Annotated in this window: 15 protein-coding genes; 9 read left to right on the top strand and 6 right to left on the bottom strand. The window is 43.9% G+C overall.

What is annotated here, in order from left to right; genetic code table 11:
• Nucleotides 1–17: 17 nt before the first annotated feature.
• Nucleotides 18–548 (top strand): L,D-transpeptidase, encoded by a 531-nt coding sequence (locus HC660_RS11900; protein WP_168748189.1) that lies wholly within the window; start codon nt 18–20, stop codon nt 546–548.
• A gap of 19 nt (nt 549–567) precedes the next feature.
• Here the strand turns inward: HC660_RS11900 and prli42 are convergent, their stop codons facing one another.
• Nucleotides 568–660, bottom strand: coding sequence for a stressosome-associated protein Prli42 (gene prli42 / locus HC660_RS11895; RefSeq protein WP_003226489.1), 93 nt, complete (start codon nt 658–660; stop codon nt 568–570).
• 89 nt (nt 661–749) lie between these two features.
• Here prli42 and mce point away from each other — a divergent pair, with 89 nt between their 5' ends.
• Genes mce through HC660_RS11880 form a run of 3 tightly spaced genes read left to right on the top strand, consistent with a single transcriptional unit; the run spans nt 750 to nt 3,823 of the window.
• Nucleotides 750–1,172, top strand: coding sequence for a methylmalonyl-CoA epimerase (mce, locus tag HC660_RS11890; RefSeq protein WP_168748188.1), 423 nt, complete (start codon nt 750–752; stop codon nt 1,170–1,172).
• Nucleotides 1,165–2,688, top strand: coding sequence for an acyl-CoA carboxylase subunit beta (locus HC660_RS11885; RefSeq protein ID WP_168749465.1), 1,524 nt, complete (start codon nt 1,165–1,167; stop codon nt 2,686–2,688). The genes mce and HC660_RS11885 overlap by 8 nt, the downstream gene beginning before the upstream one ends.
• A 19-nt stretch (nt 2,689–2,707) precedes the next feature.
• Nucleotides 2,708–3,823, top strand: coding sequence for a tripeptidase T (locus tag HC660_RS11880; protein ID WP_168748187.1), 1,116 nt, complete (start codon nt 2,708–2,710; stop codon nt 3,821–3,823).
• Nucleotides 3,824–3,872: 49 nt separating this feature from the next.
• Here HC660_RS11880 and HC660_RS11875 read toward each other — a convergent pair whose 3' ends face one another.
• From HC660_RS11875 to mifM, 3 genes are all read right to left on the bottom strand, one after another.
• A complete protein-coding gene (locus HC660_RS11875; protein ID WP_168748186.1) occupies nt 3,873–4,601 on the bottom strand; it encodes a YqjF family protein in 729 nt (242 codons plus the stop codon).
• Nucleotides 4,602–4,728: 127 nt separating this feature from the next.
• The gene (locus HC660_RS11870) at nt 4,729–5,556 is read right to left on the bottom strand and encodes a membrane protein insertase YidC (RefSeq protein WP_168748185.1); all 828 of its coding nucleotides are present in this window, start codon (nt 5,554–5,556) and stop codon (nt 4,729–4,731) included.
• A 29-nt stretch (nt 5,557–5,585) separates the two neighbouring features.
• The gene (gene mifM, locus HC660_RS11865) at nt 5,586–5,873 is read right to left on the bottom strand and encodes a membrane protein insertion/folding monitor MifM (protein ID WP_081638334.1); all 288 of its coding nucleotides are present in this window, start codon (nt 5,871–5,873) and stop codon (nt 5,586–5,588) included.
• 72 nt (nt 5,874–5,945) lie between these two features.
• Here mifM and HC660_RS11860 point away from each other — a divergent pair, with 72 nt between their 5' ends.
• The 3 genes from HC660_RS11860 (at nt 5,946) to HC660_RS11850 (ending at nt 9,455) form a co-directional block, all read left to right on the top strand.
• Nucleotides 5,946–7,190 (top strand): DNA polymerase IV, encoded by a 1,245-nt coding sequence (locus HC660_RS11860; RefSeq protein WP_168748184.1) that lies wholly within the window; start codon nt 5,946–5,948, stop codon nt 7,188–7,190.
• Between the two features lie 109 nt (nt 7,191–7,299).
• A complete protein-coding gene (gene gndA / locus HC660_RS11855) occupies nt 7,300–8,709 on the top strand; it encodes an NADP-dependent phosphogluconate dehydrogenase (RefSeq protein WP_010334845.1) in 1,410 nt (469 codons plus the stop codon).
• 68 nt (nt 8,710–8,777) lie between these two features.
• Nucleotides 8,778–9,455, top strand: coding sequence for a DUF3885 domain-containing protein (locus tag HC660_RS11850; RefSeq protein ID WP_168748183.1), 678 nt, complete (start codon nt 8,778–8,780; stop codon nt 9,453–9,455).
• A gap of 32 nt (nt 9,456–9,487) precedes the next feature.
• Here the strand turns inward: HC660_RS11850 and zwf are convergent, their stop codons facing one another.
• Entirely contained in the window at nt 9,488–10,957 is a 1,470-nt protein-coding gene (gene zwf / locus HC660_RS11845) for a glucose-6-phosphate dehydrogenase (RefSeq protein WP_010334843.1), read from the bottom strand.
• Nucleotides 10,958–11,181: 224 nt separating this feature from the next.
• Between zwf and rnz the strand changes: the two genes are divergently transcribed.
• Nucleotides 11,182–12,105: a ribonuclease Z gene (rnz, locus tag HC660_RS11840; RefSeq protein ID WP_168748182.1), complete on the top strand. Its 924-nt coding sequence runs from the start codon at nt 11,182–11,184 to the stop codon at nt 12,103–12,105.
• 74 nt (nt 12,106–12,179) lie between these two features.
• Entirely contained in the window at nt 12,180–12,329 is a 150-nt protein-coding gene (gene rpmG, locus HC660_RS11835; protein ID WP_003226511.1) for a 50S ribosomal protein L33, read from the top strand.
• 34 nt (nt 12,330–12,363) lie between these two features.
• On the opposite strand, the gene HC660_RS11830 is transcribed toward rpmG, so the two are convergent.
• The gene (locus tag HC660_RS11830; RefSeq protein ID WP_168748181.1) at nt 12,364–13,134 is read right to left on the bottom strand and encodes an alpha/beta fold hydrolase; all 771 of its coding nucleotides are present in this window, start codon (nt 13,132–13,134) and stop codon (nt 12,364–12,366) included.
• Between the last annotated feature and the right edge of the window lie 48 nt (nt 13,135–13,182).

Below are 13,182 nucleotides of genomic sequence, written 5' to 3'. Positions count from 1 at the left end.
TGGAAAAGGAGGAGCTTATGCGTTTTTTCTTATGTTCAATAATGATGATTATTTCTCCGATATGGCCTCTTGGCCAAAATCCGCTTCCAGGTGACCCGTATGTCATCGTCAACAAGAAAACAAATGAGCTTGCTCTCATCATCGACAACAAAATTGAAGGCGTTTATCGTGTGGCAACCGGAAAGTCGGATGATTTGACGCCTGAGGGAGAATTTTCGATTACAGTAAAAGCGGTGAATCCTTATTACAGAAAGAAAAATATTGAAGGCGGAGCTTCTGAGAACCCGCTTGGGGCAAGGTGGATTGGGTTTGATGCGAGAGGGACAGACGGCCGGATCTACGGAATTCATGGGACAAACCGGGAAGAATCTATCGGTCATTTTGTATCTAACGGCTGTATACGTATGCATAACGATGACGTTGTTCATCTGTTTCAAGAGATACCGGTGGGGACGAGAGTGCTGATCACGAAAGACTCCCGGTCTTTTGAGGAGATAGCCATTGAGCATAAAGCCCTGATAAAAAAGCAGGTTGTTCCTGTTCAATAGGCCGCCTGCTTTTTTATCATTATAAAAACATAACGATTCCTGAGAGTACTGTTGAAAGAATAAAAACTCCCAAAATCACGATTAAAACGCTTTTCATCAGTTTTTGAGACATGGTTTCACTCCTTAGACAATCTGATTATATTTTATCGTGTTTTGTATGGGCGGACAAGCGATATCTATTGCCGGAAAGCAGGGATGAAAATGACCGGACTTGACCATATTGGGATTGCCGTTTATTCCATAAACAAGGCCAGAGCTTTTTATGAAGGTGTATTGGGATTAACGTTTCTTCATCAAGAAACGGTTGAAGAGCAAAAGGTGACCATTGCTCTTTTCCAAGCGGGAGGCGTTTATTTGGAGCTGATTGAGCCGTTAACGCCTGACAGCCATGTCCGTACATTTTTAGATAAAAAAGGAGAGGGGCTGCACCATGTTGCGTTTCTATGCAGCGGCTTAACAAATCAGCTTCAAGCATTATCAAACCGGCAAATTGATGTAATAGACAGGCAGCCGAGACAGGGAGCAAACGGGAAACAGATCGCGTTTATTTCTCCGCGGGAAACAAATGGCGTGCTTGTCGAGCTCTGTGAACCGAAAGGAGATCAAGACATTGAATATGAATGAGCATATCGGTCATCTATACAACAGGCGCAGGCAGGCAGAAGAAGGCGGGGGACATGCAAAGCAAGCTGAACAGCGGAAAAAGGGAAAGCTCACAGCGCGGGAAAGAATCGCCTATCTCTTGGATGAGGATAGTTTTATCGAATTATATCCCTTCATGGAGAGCCGAAGCTTAACAAGGGAGCAGCGTATATTGGGAGATGGAGTCGTGACGGGCTACGGTACGATTGACGGCCGCTCTGTATATGTGTTTGCGCAAGATTTTACCGTATTCGGCGGGGCGCTTGGCGAAACCCATGCGAAAAAAATTACCTCTCTTATGGATCTTGCAGCAAAAAATAAAGCCCCGATTATCGGGCTGAACGACTCAGGTGGTGCGAGAATTCAAGAGGGTGTGGTATCATTAGATGGATACGGTCACATATTTTACCGAAACGTCTTATATTCCGGAGTCATTCCGCAAATCTCGGTTATATTAGGGCCGTGCGCTGGAGGCGCTGTGTACTCTCCGGCACTTACTGATTTTATTTTTATGGCAGAACAGACGGGCCGAATGTTTATTACCGGTCCAAAGGTCATTGAAAAAGTAACAGGAGAACAGGTTGACGCAGAGAGCTTAGGAGGAGCGGGAATACATAATGCCGTCAGCGGAAATGCCCACTTTTCCGGAAAAACGGAAGAGGAGGTTCTGGCAGGAGTGAAAAAGCTGCTGTCTTATTTGCCGCTCGACAAACAGATATCACCGCCTTCATCTGTGGATGAGGCCTCCAGCTCGTTAATAAACCGCCTCGTGCCGGCTGACAGCACAAAGCCATATGATGTTCGGGCGGTGATTCAGGAATTGGCTGATCCACAGTCTTTTTTTGAGATTCAGCCGTATTTTGCGAAAAATATCGTCATCGGATTTGCAAAGCTCGGCAAAAAAACGATCGGAATTGTGGCAAACCAGCCGAAACATTTAGCAGGAAGCCTGACGATTGACGCGGCTGATAAAGCAGCGAGATTTATCCGGTTTTGTGACGCCTTTGACATCCCGCTGTTAACTGTCGAAGATGTACCGGGGTTTTTGCCCGGCATTCAGCAGGAGCATAACGGCATTATCAGGCACGGAGCCAAATTGCTGTTTGCTTATGCAGAAGCGACGGTTCCCAAAGTAACGCTCATCATCAGAAAAGCGTATGGCGGGTCGTATGTCGCCATGAACAGCAAATCCATCGGAGCGGATCTCGTGTTTGCTTGGCCAAATGCCGAAATCGCAGTGATGGGTGCTGAGGGGGCGGCATCTATTTTGTATGATAAAGATATTGAGGCGTCAGCTGACCCGCAAAAGACAAAACGCGAAAAAACAGCTGAATACAAAAAACAAAACGCCAGCCCTTACAAAGCGGCGGCATGCGGAATGGTCGATGACATCATTTTGCCGGAAGAATCAAGGAAAAGACTCATCCAAGCTTTTCACATGCTTGCACATAAGACAGAAGAGAGACCGAAAAAAAAGCACGGTAACATACCGCTTTAAACATGGAGGGGACTTACAAATGGTGAATGAAAAACGCCTGCTGGAAGAATTTTTAGAGCTTGTTCAAATCGATTCAGAAACGAAGCACGAAGCTGAAATCTGCAAAGTGCTGAAACAAAAATTTTCTGATTTAGGTGTAGACGTCAAAGAAGACGATACAATGGGTATCACTGGCCACGGAGCAGGAAACCTGATCTGCACATTAAAAGGAACGAAAAAGACAGATACAATTTATTTTACATCTCATATGGACACAGTCGTACCCGGAAACGGCGTAAAACCGGTTGTTGAGGACGGGTATGTTAAAACAGACGGCACAACAATTTTAGGCGCCGATGACAAAGCGGGATTGGCTGCCATGTTTGAAGCAATTAAAGTGCTCAAAGAAGAAAACATTGAGCACGGCACGATTGAATTCATCATCACAGTAGGTGAAGAATCAGGTCTTATCGGGGCAAAGGCGCTTGACCGTTCCATGATAACAGCATCCTACGGTTATGCTCTTGATTCAGACGGAAAAGTCGGCAATATCATTGTTGCGGCACCGACTCAGGCGAAGGTAAGAGCGGCGATTTACGGTAAAACTGCACACGCTGGAGTTGAACCAGAAAAAGGGGTATCAGCGATTACAATCGCAAGCAAGGCCATTTCAAAAATGCCTTTGGGCCGCATCGATGAAGAAACAACAGCAAACATCGGCCGGTTTGAAGGCGGCACACAAACAAACATTGTGTGCGACGAAGTTCACATTCTCGCTGAAGCGCGTTCTTTAGTTCCTGAAAAAATGGAAGCGCAGGTTCAAAAAATGAAAGCTGCTTTTGAAGAGGCAGCGGCTGATATGGGCGGACGTGCAGAAGTCGAAATAGAAGTCATGTATCCAGGGTTTAAATATCAAGATGGCGACCAAGTCGTTGAAATCGCGAAAAAAGCGGCAGCGAAAATCGGACGCACGAGCGAGCTGCAAACGAGCGGCGGCGGAAGCGACGCAAACGTAATTGCAGGCCACGGCATCCCAACAGTCAATCTTGCTGTCGGGTATGAGCAAATTCATACGAAGAACGAAAAAATGCCGATTGAAGAGCTGGTGAAAACAGCAGAAATGGTTGTTGCGATTATTGAAGAAGCAGCAAAATAATGAAGAAAAACCCGAGTGCGGATCTGGCATTCGGGTTTTTTCCTAACAGTCAGCGCCATTGTCGAAGCGGCCAAAATAATACGTCTTGTTTTTTGGCATAATGAAGCAGCGGTTCTGAGTCTGGTAAAGTGATTTCGTGAGCATCAGCCACTGTATTGGTTGAAAACTGGGCCTCGGCTCTTTGAAGAAGCCAAGGGTGATGGTGAATGTCCTCATAATAGAGCTTGTCACGATGAGTGGTGTAAAGTCTGTATCGCTCCGTCAGCCAGTAATCAAGTGAATCCTCTTGCGCTGTAAAAGGCGCAGAGAGTGGCCGGTACGTGGCACCGAATGCTGCTTTTACAGCGTCTCTCCGTTTGCTTCTATATTCTATAGCATCCCCATTTTTTTCGGCTTTCATATCGGCGTAAAAATAAGGCGAATGAAAGAAAGTCCGTGCACCTTGAACTGCCAGCCGATGATCGGCATCTAAGCTGAAGAAATAAATGCCCGGCTTGCCTTTATAGGTGACATAAGTGCGCAGGTTAAGCTCTGGAAAGGACTGGGCTCCGGGAATAGGTGGGAGAAAACGCGCGCGAAGGTTTGTGAGCATAAAGGGAAGCATGCTTACCCAAGCTTGTCCGTGATATGTATCTATGTCCAATATAGCCGGAATTTTAGCTCGAAGGGTAGAGTCATCAACAGGCCAATGAGCAAATAAGACATCATTCCATGTTTGTTTCATGATCCAGATTCCTTCAGGCACAGCAATATTTTTTTGTTGAGACTGTTCCGTCACGACACCAGCTCCTTTCATTTGGATGTGAGTAAAGGTATTCCCGATTTTCTTCTTTTTAAACGAATGCAGGTTCTTGAAAGTGATGGAAATAAAAAAACAACTCCGAACAAAAGTCGAAGTTGTTTTTTTATTTCACCGGTTCTGTAAGAGCGGCTGTTTTTTTCTGTTTATGGTGTGTCATCTGAAGTACGACGTTTTGCACTGTCAAGAACAGTCCGCTGGTGAACCAGTACAGCGGAAGGGCCGCAGGAACATTAAGCGAGAAAATCGTCATCATCACAGGGAAGATAAACACCATTAGTTTTGCAGATTGCTGCGCTGCAGGATTTTGCGGGACAGCGGAATATTTCGCGCTCAGCTTTTGTGCGACATAGGCTTGGACAAAATACATAATCCCTGCACTAAGGGACATGAGAATATCAGATTGCCCTAAACTGAACCATAGAAACGAGTGTGAAGCAATTTCAGGTGTTGAGCGAATCGCGTAATAAAGCCCAATCATAATCGGAGACTGAATCAGCATTGGAAGACAGCCCATCGCAAGCGGGTTGATATTATGCTCCTGATACAGCTTCATCATTTCCATTTGCAGTTCTTTCTGCTTTTCCGGGTCCTTTGTCTTTTTAATTTTGGCTTGAATGCTGTCTACTTGCGGTTTAATGACTGCCATTTTTTCTTGGAACACACGCTGTTTTTTAAACTGATTGACAAACAAAGGCAGTACCACCACGCGCACAATAATGGTTACCAGAATGATAGATAACCCGTATTCTCCGTGAAACAGTCCGGCAACGCCTTTCAGTAGCGAGGAAAACGGCTCGATTAAATAGTCGTGGAAAAAACCGACGTTACCGAGACCTCCCACCTGATTTGTTGCAGCAAAAGCTGCGTTTCCAGAGCATAATACGATCAAAAAGGCCCCTACAGCCAAAAGTTTCTGATATGTTTTTAACAATTTGTTCTCCTCCTTTTTATAAATGCGGTTTATAAAAGAAGGGAACTGACGTCTTCATCATCATTCACAGGTGAATTCATGCGGAAGACTTTACGTATCCAAGTTGTAATGCGATGATATATAATAATAAGAAAGTCTGTTCGGTTTATTCGAAAGACCGTCTGATGTTCATCTGTTCGTTTTGATTTCCACTGCTCGCCGGCACGGCACTCTCGCAAGAGAAAAGCGATCCCGATGGCGGTCAGAGCCGGAAGAATAATTGTGAAAAAATCGACTAAGAATAAAACGTCATTTATCGACTCCACAAACATTGTCATCACATCCATTCAATACCTTCATTTTACTATATGTACAAGCCGTTGTCTAATGAACAGAAAGGAGATATGTTTATGCCGGGGAAGGGCCGAATTATTTTCCATATTGATATGAACAGTTTCTATGCATCGGTGGAAATGGCATATGACCCGGCTCTCCGAGGAAAGCCGGTTGCAGTTGCCGGAAACGTCAAAGAACGAAAAGGCATCGTCGTCACATGCAGCTACGAAGCAAGGGCGCACGGCGTGAAAACAACCATGCCGGTTTGGGAAGCAAAGCGCAACTGTCCTGATCTCATCGTCCTTCCGCCGAACTTTGACCGCTACAGAAGCTCTTCAAGAGCGATGTTTAGCATCCTTCGTGAATATACAGATCTGGTGGAGCCTGTATCCATCGACGAAGGCTATATGGATATGACGGATACACCATACAGCCGCAATGCCTATGAGACGGCAAAAGAAATACAAAGCAGACTGCAGAAAGAGCTGCTGCTTCCGTCAAGCATCGGAATTGCCCCGAATAAATTTCTCGCTAAAATGGCATCCGATATGAAAAAACCGCTTGGGATCACCATCCTGAGAAAAAGAGAAGTGCCTGATATCCTTTGGCCTCTCCCAGTTGGAGAAATGCATGGCGTAGGCAAAAAGACGGCGGAAAAACTGAACGGGCTTAGTATTGATACGATTGGAGATTTAGCGGCCGCTGACGAACACTCGCTAAAACGGCTGCTCGGCATCAATGGGCCCCGTCTCAAAAATAAAGCGAACGGCATTCACCATGCCCCTGTTGATCCGGAGCGCATTTATGAATTTAAAAGCGTAGGCAATTCATCCACACTTTCTCATGATTCTGCCGATGAGGATGAGCTGTTAGCTGTTTTTCGAAAACTGTCCGCATCCGTTAGCGACCGTTTGCAGCGTAAGGAAGTAATGGCTTCAAAGCTGTTTATTATGATCAGATACGCGGACTGGAAAACCATTACAAGAAGCATCACACTGAAGAATCCGATAGATCAAAAAAACGAGATATATAATGAAGCAGAACATCTCTTCTTTAAGCATTGGAACAAAAATCCAATCAGGCTGCTCGGCATTACCGGAACGGATTTGGTAGAAAAAGAGCAGGCCTATAAGCAACTCGATTTGTTCAGCTTTACAGAGGATGCGAAGGATGAACCGATTCAGCAGATGATGGAAAAACTGAATGAAAAGTACGGCTCCAAGCTGATCAGAAAAGGTGCAAAGGTTAAAAAAGACGAGAGCAAAACAAGCGGGACAAGCTTTAATAAAGATTTTTTTCAAGATGAAAAGAAAAGCTGAATGTCTTGAAATAAGGGGGTGAAGTATGGTAATTTCAATAGTATAAATATCATTTTATTTTAATGTAAATTTTAAAATGGTTAAACGTTTTCAGAAGGGACGTTAGAATATGTCAAAACAACAAATCGGAGTTATCGGACTTGCGGTAATGGGTAAAAATCTGGCTTTAAATATTGAAAGCCGAGGATTTTCTGTTTCTGTTTACAACAGATCAAGCAGCAAAACCGAGGAATTTTTGCAGGAGGCTGAAGGCAAAAACGTTGTCGGCACCTACAGCATTGAAGAATTTGTTCAATCCTTGGAAACACCGCGCAAAATTTTGTTAATGGTTAAAGCGGGAACTGCTACAGATGCGACAATTCAATCTCTTCTTCCTCACTTAGAGAAGGACGATATTTTAATTGACGGCGGAAATACATACTATAAAGATACACAGCGCCGAAACAAAGAGCTTGCTGAAAGCGGCATTCATTTTATCGGCACAGGCGTTTCAGGCGGAGAAGAAGGAGCTCTTAAAGGGCCTTCTATCATGCCTGGCGGACAAAAAGAAGCTCATGAACTTGTGAAGCCGATTCTTGAAGCAATTTCTGCAAAAGTTGATGGTGAAGCGTGTACGACATATATCGGTCCGGACGGTGCCGGCCATTATGTAAAAATGGTGCATAACGGTATTGAATACGGCGATATGCAGCTGATCTCTGAATCTTATTTCATCCTGAAACAAGTACTTGGCCTTTCAGCTGATGAGCTTCATGAAGTATTTGCTGAATGGAATAAAGGCGAGCTTGACAGCTACCTGATCGAGATTACTGCTGATATCTTCACGAAAAAAGATGAAGAAACAGGCAAACCGCTTGTTGACGTGATTCTTGATAAAGCGGGTCAAAAAGGAACAGGAAAATGGACAAGCCAAAGTGCACTTGACTTAGGTGTTCCGCTTCCAATTATCACTGAATCTGTATTCGCACGTTTTATTTCAGCGATGAAGGATGAGCGTGTGAAAGCAAGCAACCTTCTTTCAGGACCTGAAGTGAAGCCTGTTACAGAAAATAGAGAAGAACTGATCGAAGCCGTCAGAAAAGCGTTGTTCATGAGCAAAATCTGTTCTTACGCCCAAGGATTTGCCCAAATGAAAGCTGCTTCTGAAGAATACAACTGGGATCTCAATTACGGTGAAATCGCTATGATCTTCCGCGGCGGCTGTATCATCCGTGCGGCATTCCTGCAGAAAATCAAAGAAGCTTACGACCGTGATCCTGAGCTTGACAACCTGCTGCTTGACAGCCACTTCAAGAACATTGCAGAAAGCTACCAAGGAGCGCTTCGCCAAGTGATTTCACTTGCTGTTGCCCAAGGTGTGCCAGTACCTTCATTCTCAAGCGCACTAGCTTATTATGACAGCTATCGCACAGCCGTGCTGCCTGCAAACTTGATCCAAGCGCAGCGTGACTACTTCGGCGCCCATACTTATGAGCGCACAGACAAAGACGGTGTCTTCCATACGGAATGGATGAAATAATAATGTGAAAAATCCCGTAGCCTGACAGCTGCGGGATTTTTTTGAAATAGAGTGCGGGGAACGAAAGGATGTATGTTTTGCCTGTAAATGAGTATGTACTTGAAAATTTTCCTGGTTTACAACTTACACCTCCTTTGTTTTATAACTGGCAGATCGGCATCCGGTTTGAAATAGGCGTAGGATATAATGTGAATGCTGCTTATCTACACAACCCTTATATAGATAACGCATACAAGAGAGCTGTCACTTTATTTAAGTCTCTACATGCCGATGATGATGATATATTTGTTATAGCTGATGCTGTTGGTTTTGGAGGGGGAAGGAGATATAAGAGCAAATTACATATTTTCTCACGGTACATTCGAGAAAAAGCTGTGTTGAAAAAACTGCAGCACATTGCTGTCTCTTATACTTGTTCTGATGATGATGATAAAACGCATAGATTTTTTCTGAGGTGTAAAGTTGGTGATGTAAGATATATTCCAATGCTGAGAGCGATATGTAATCAAGATATGGGGATAAAACCAAGCATTTCTCAAGATATTTACTTTATCAATATAAAAAAGAGAACCATTTTTCATCTTTATGATGATCGAGGCTGCGATATTTTAGCTGCTGCAGCTGAAACAATACGGGATATGTATGAAACATATAACAGTTGGATATTAGATTACGACAGAGAGAAAATCAATTGTCTTTTTGAGCCGCTTAGAGGCAGAGAGTTAAATACATCAATAAAAGGCTGAAAATGCTTTATAAGCACTTTCAGCCTTTTTCTTTATATATTCCACCAATGCAAGCCGTCTTTCGCCAAAAGATCATCTGATTCTTTTGGACCCATAGAACCTGCTTCGTAGTTTGGCGATAGGGTTTTGTTGGCTGCCCATGTTTCAGAAATGGAATCGACAAAGCTCCAAGAAAGGGCCACTTCATCCCAGTGTGCGAAGTTCGTCGCATCGCCAAGAAGACAGTCGTGAATCAATTTTTCATATGCTTCAGGAGTGTTCAGTTCATCATTGCAATTGCTGCAGTAATCCAATTTGATTGGCTGCGCGTGTGCTGCTCCTCCGAGTTTTTTAGCGTTTAAGTACAGTGTAATGCCTTCGTCAGGCTGAATATGAATGACGAGTAAGTTCGGATTCATGTTGTTTTCATTGCCGTAGTACAGGTTCATCGGAATGTCCTTAAATTGAACGACAATTTTTGTAGACTTTTCTTTCATTCGTTTTCCGGTACGAATGTAGAATGGAACACCAGCCCATCTGAAGTTGTCGATCAGAAGCTTTCCAGAAACAAAGGTTTCTGTATTTGAGTCAGGAGCGACGTTATCTTCATCTGTATAAGCAGGGACTGGCAGACCGTCAATTTCACCGGCTTGATATTGTCCGCGCACAAAATACTCATCCACTTCGTCTTTTGCAATAGGGCGGAGGGCTCTCAGCACCTTCACTTTTTCGCTGCGAATTTCTTCTGTGTTCAGTTTAATCGGCGGCTCCATTGCGAGAAGCGCAACCATTTGCATAATATGGTTTTGGACCATGTCGCGAAGGGCGCCTGATTTTTCGTAATATCTAGCACGGTCTTCAACACCAAGTGATTCGCTTGATGTGATTTGGATATTTGAGATGTAGCGATTTGTCCATAGCGGTTCGAAAATCGCATTGGCAAATCGAATGACCTCAATATTCTGCACCATTTGTTTTCCTAAATAGTGATCGATTCTATAAATTTGATCTTCTGTAAATGCTTCACGAATTTCTTGATTTAATGCTTGCGCGCTTGGCAAGTCATGGCCAAACGGCTTTTCAATCACAAGGCGGGACCAGCCTGTAGTTGCTGTAACACCTTCTGATTTTAATGTCTTTGCAATTGTTCCAAAGAATTCTGGGGCCATTGCCAAGTAGAACATTCTGTTGTTCGGGATTTGATATGTATCTTCCAGCTGGTTGAGCAATACGTTAAGCTCTTGATAAGAACCAGGGTTTGTCACGTCAAACGGGTGATAATAGAAATGAGACGTGAAGTCATCTATATGTTTATCAGCAGCTGAGGAAATAGATGTTTTGACGGTTTGGCGAAGATCCTCATTGGACCAAGGTCTTCTTCCGACTCCTACAACTGCAAACTCTTCTCCGATTTGTCCATTTTTATATAAACGGTGAATGGACGGATAGAGTTTTCGTTTTGCCAAATCTCCCGTTGCACCGAATATGACAATTACTGCTTTTGGTTGTTGGTTTGTTTTCACTAAAAGTACCTCACTTTATTCGAAGCTTTATTTTAGTACCCCGTATATTTCCTTCATTTTAAATCTAAAATTCAACGAAAGCAAACATTTAAGCCCCTTTTTTTGCAGAATGGCGCAAAAATATTTCTAGAAAGAAAGGTTTGCCCAAATCAGAGGCGAGATTCACATTTTACGCCTGATCCTGTATTCTTGTAGGTAACTAGTTCTAGTAGGAGGAAGGAAATGTGGAATTACTTTTTTTAGGGACGGGAGCCGGAATTCCCGCTAAGTCTAGAAACGTGACGTCGATCGCATTAAAGCTGCTTGAAGAAAGGCGATCTGTATGGCTGTTTGACTGCGGGGAAGCCACACAGCATCAAATTTTACATACATCAATTAAACCTCGAAAAATAGAAAAAATCTTCATTACTCACATGCACGGCGATCATGTATACGGTCTTCCGGGGCTTCTTGGCAGCCGTTCTTTTCAGGGCGGTGAGGACGAGTTGACGGTTTACGGACCGAAAGGCATCAAGGCCTTTATTGAAACAAGTCTTGCCGTCACGAAAACTCACCTAACATATCCGCTTGTGATACAAGAGATTGAAGAGGGAGCCGTATTTGAGGACGACCAGTTTATCGTCACAGCTGCATCCGCGATTCATGGTGTAGAGGCCTTTGGGTACCGCGTACAAGAAAAAGATGTGCCTGGTTCTTTAAAGGCGGCGTTATTAAAGGAAATGAATATTCCGCCTGGACCTGTATATTCGAAAATAAAAAAAGGTGAAATCGTGACGCTTGAAGACGGACGCACCATAAATGGGGAGGATTTTTTGGAGCCTCCTAAAAAGGGGAGAGCTGTCGTGTTTTCCGGGGATACGAGAGTGAGCGATAAGATAAAAGAGCTTGCGCGGGACTGTGATGTGCTTGTGCATGAAGCCACCTTTTCTAAGGATGATGTGAAGCTTGCTTTTGATTATTTTCACAGTACAACAGAACAAGCAGCTGTAACAGCAAAAGAAGCTGGGGCGAAGCAGCTCATCTTAACTCATATCAGCGCAAGATATCAGGGAGAGGCCTCTTTGGAGCTTCAGAAAGAAGCAGCAGCCGTTTTTCCGAACAGCATCACGGCTTATGATTTCTTAGAGGTACAAGTTCCAAGAGGCTGAGAAGGTGTTTGACAATCTGTTATTTAGCTGTATAATAAAACGTAATCATTACGCTTTATAAGGAGATGTTAAACATGAGAGTAAATGTTACTTTGGCTTGCACTGAAACAGGGGACAGAAACTACATCACAACCAAAAATAAACGCACAAATCCTGATCGTTTAGAGCTGAAAAAATACTCACCGCGGTTAAAAAAATATACCCTTCATCGCGAAACAAAGTAATAAAAGACCCGGCTGCTTTAGCCGGGTTTTTTGTTTAATTGACTGCCTGGTACAGCGGGGTTGCCTGCTGGCAGGCCGCACACCATACATCATAAATCGCCAGATGGACGATATGAGGTTCATCATGATGAATGTTATGTGAGCTGTTTTTTGCTTGTATCCAGCCGCTTTGATCGGATAGGGACAAAATGCTGCTATGCAGGTTTCTCCAGTCCGCTTCAGCAGAGGCGAATTTCTCAGTGCGTTCACCTGATGACAGGACAATAAGGGGCATGTTTCCTAAATGGACTTGCTGCTGTTTGACTTGCTGCAGGCTTTTCAAAAATTCAGCATATGTCTCCTCGAGCATCATCTGCTTTCTGTATGCTGTATGCATTTCTTCAGGAATAAATGTAAAGCTGCCTGTGCCGTCATCTCCTAAAGCGGGATCAAGGAGCACCATGCCGATAATATCCTCTCGGTTTTTACAGGCCCATAAACTGCTGATAACCGATCCGTATGAATGTGAAACAACCAGATAAGGCGGTCTTATACCTGCTGCCTTAAGCAAGCTTTCTAATTCTCTCACCTTTTGGTCGGCTGTTCGTTCTGCCTTGCTTTGTCCGCTTTTCCCAATGCCCGCTCTATCATATGTGAATATGCCAAATTCGCCATCAATGTCCGCTGTTAATGGTTTCCATGTCTCTGAAGAAGTGCCGTAGCCGGCTTCAAAAACAATGGTTACACCGCTAAATCCTTTTCGGTGTTTTGTATGAAATTCACAATCGTCAACCATATAGGTCCTTTCGATCCATGCTGCATTCATTGGAGTCATCTCCTCTAATTGGTTCTACTAGGGAGACGGAGAACGTCA

Source organism: Bacillus mojavensis, from assembly GCF_012648005.1.
Taxonomy (GTDB): Bacteria; Bacillota; Bacilli; order Bacillales; family Bacillaceae; genus Bacillus; species Bacillus mojavensis.
Note: the sequence above shows the minus strand (reverse complement) of the source record. Positions and strands in the feature narration are given on the sequence as shown.

What these genes read in the sequence shown, in the direction of transcription:
- HC660_RS11900 (WP_168748189.1), top strand. Translation starts at nt 18, where the DNA reads ATGCGTTTTTTCTTATGTTCAATAATGATGATTATTTCTCCGATATGG.
- prli42 (WP_003226489.1), bottom strand. Translation starts at nt 660, where the DNA reads ATGTCTCAAAAACTGATGAAAAGCGTTTTAATCGTGATTTTGGGAGTT.
- mce (WP_168748188.1), top strand. Translation starts at nt 750, where the DNA reads ATGACCGGACTTGACCATATTGGGATTGCCGTTTATTCCATAAACAAG.
- HC660_RS11885 (WP_168749465.1), top strand. Translation starts at nt 1,165, where the DNA reads ATGAATGAGCATATCGGTCATCTATACAACAGGCGCAGGCAGGCAGAA.
- HC660_RS11880 (WP_168748187.1), top strand. Translation starts at nt 2,708, where the DNA reads ATGGTGAATGAAAAACGCCTGCTGGAAGAATTTTTAGAGCTTGTTCAA.
- mifM (WP_081638334.1), bottom strand. Translation starts at nt 5,873, where the DNA reads ATGACAATGTTTGTGGAGTCGATAAATGACGTTTTATTCTTAGTCGAT.
- HC660_RS11860 (WP_168748184.1), top strand. Translation starts at nt 5,946, where the DNA reads ATGCCGGGGAAGGGCCGAATTATTTTCCATATTGATATGAACAGTTTC.
- gndA (WP_010334845.1), top strand. Translation starts at nt 7,300, where the DNA reads ATGTCAAAACAACAAATCGGAGTTATCGGACTTGCGGTAATGGGTAAA.
- HC660_RS11850 (WP_168748183.1), top strand. Translation starts at nt 8,778, where the DNA reads ATGTATGTTTTGCCTGTAAATGAGTATGTACTTGAAAATTTTCCTGGT.
- rpmG (WP_003226511.1), top strand. Translation starts at nt 12,180, where the DNA reads ATGAGAGTAAATGTTACTTTGGCTTGCACTGAAACAGGGGACAGAAAC.
- HC660_RS11830 (WP_168748181.1), bottom strand. Translation starts at nt 13,134, where the DNA reads ATGAATGCAGCATGGATCGAAAGGACCTATATGGTTGACGATTGTGAA.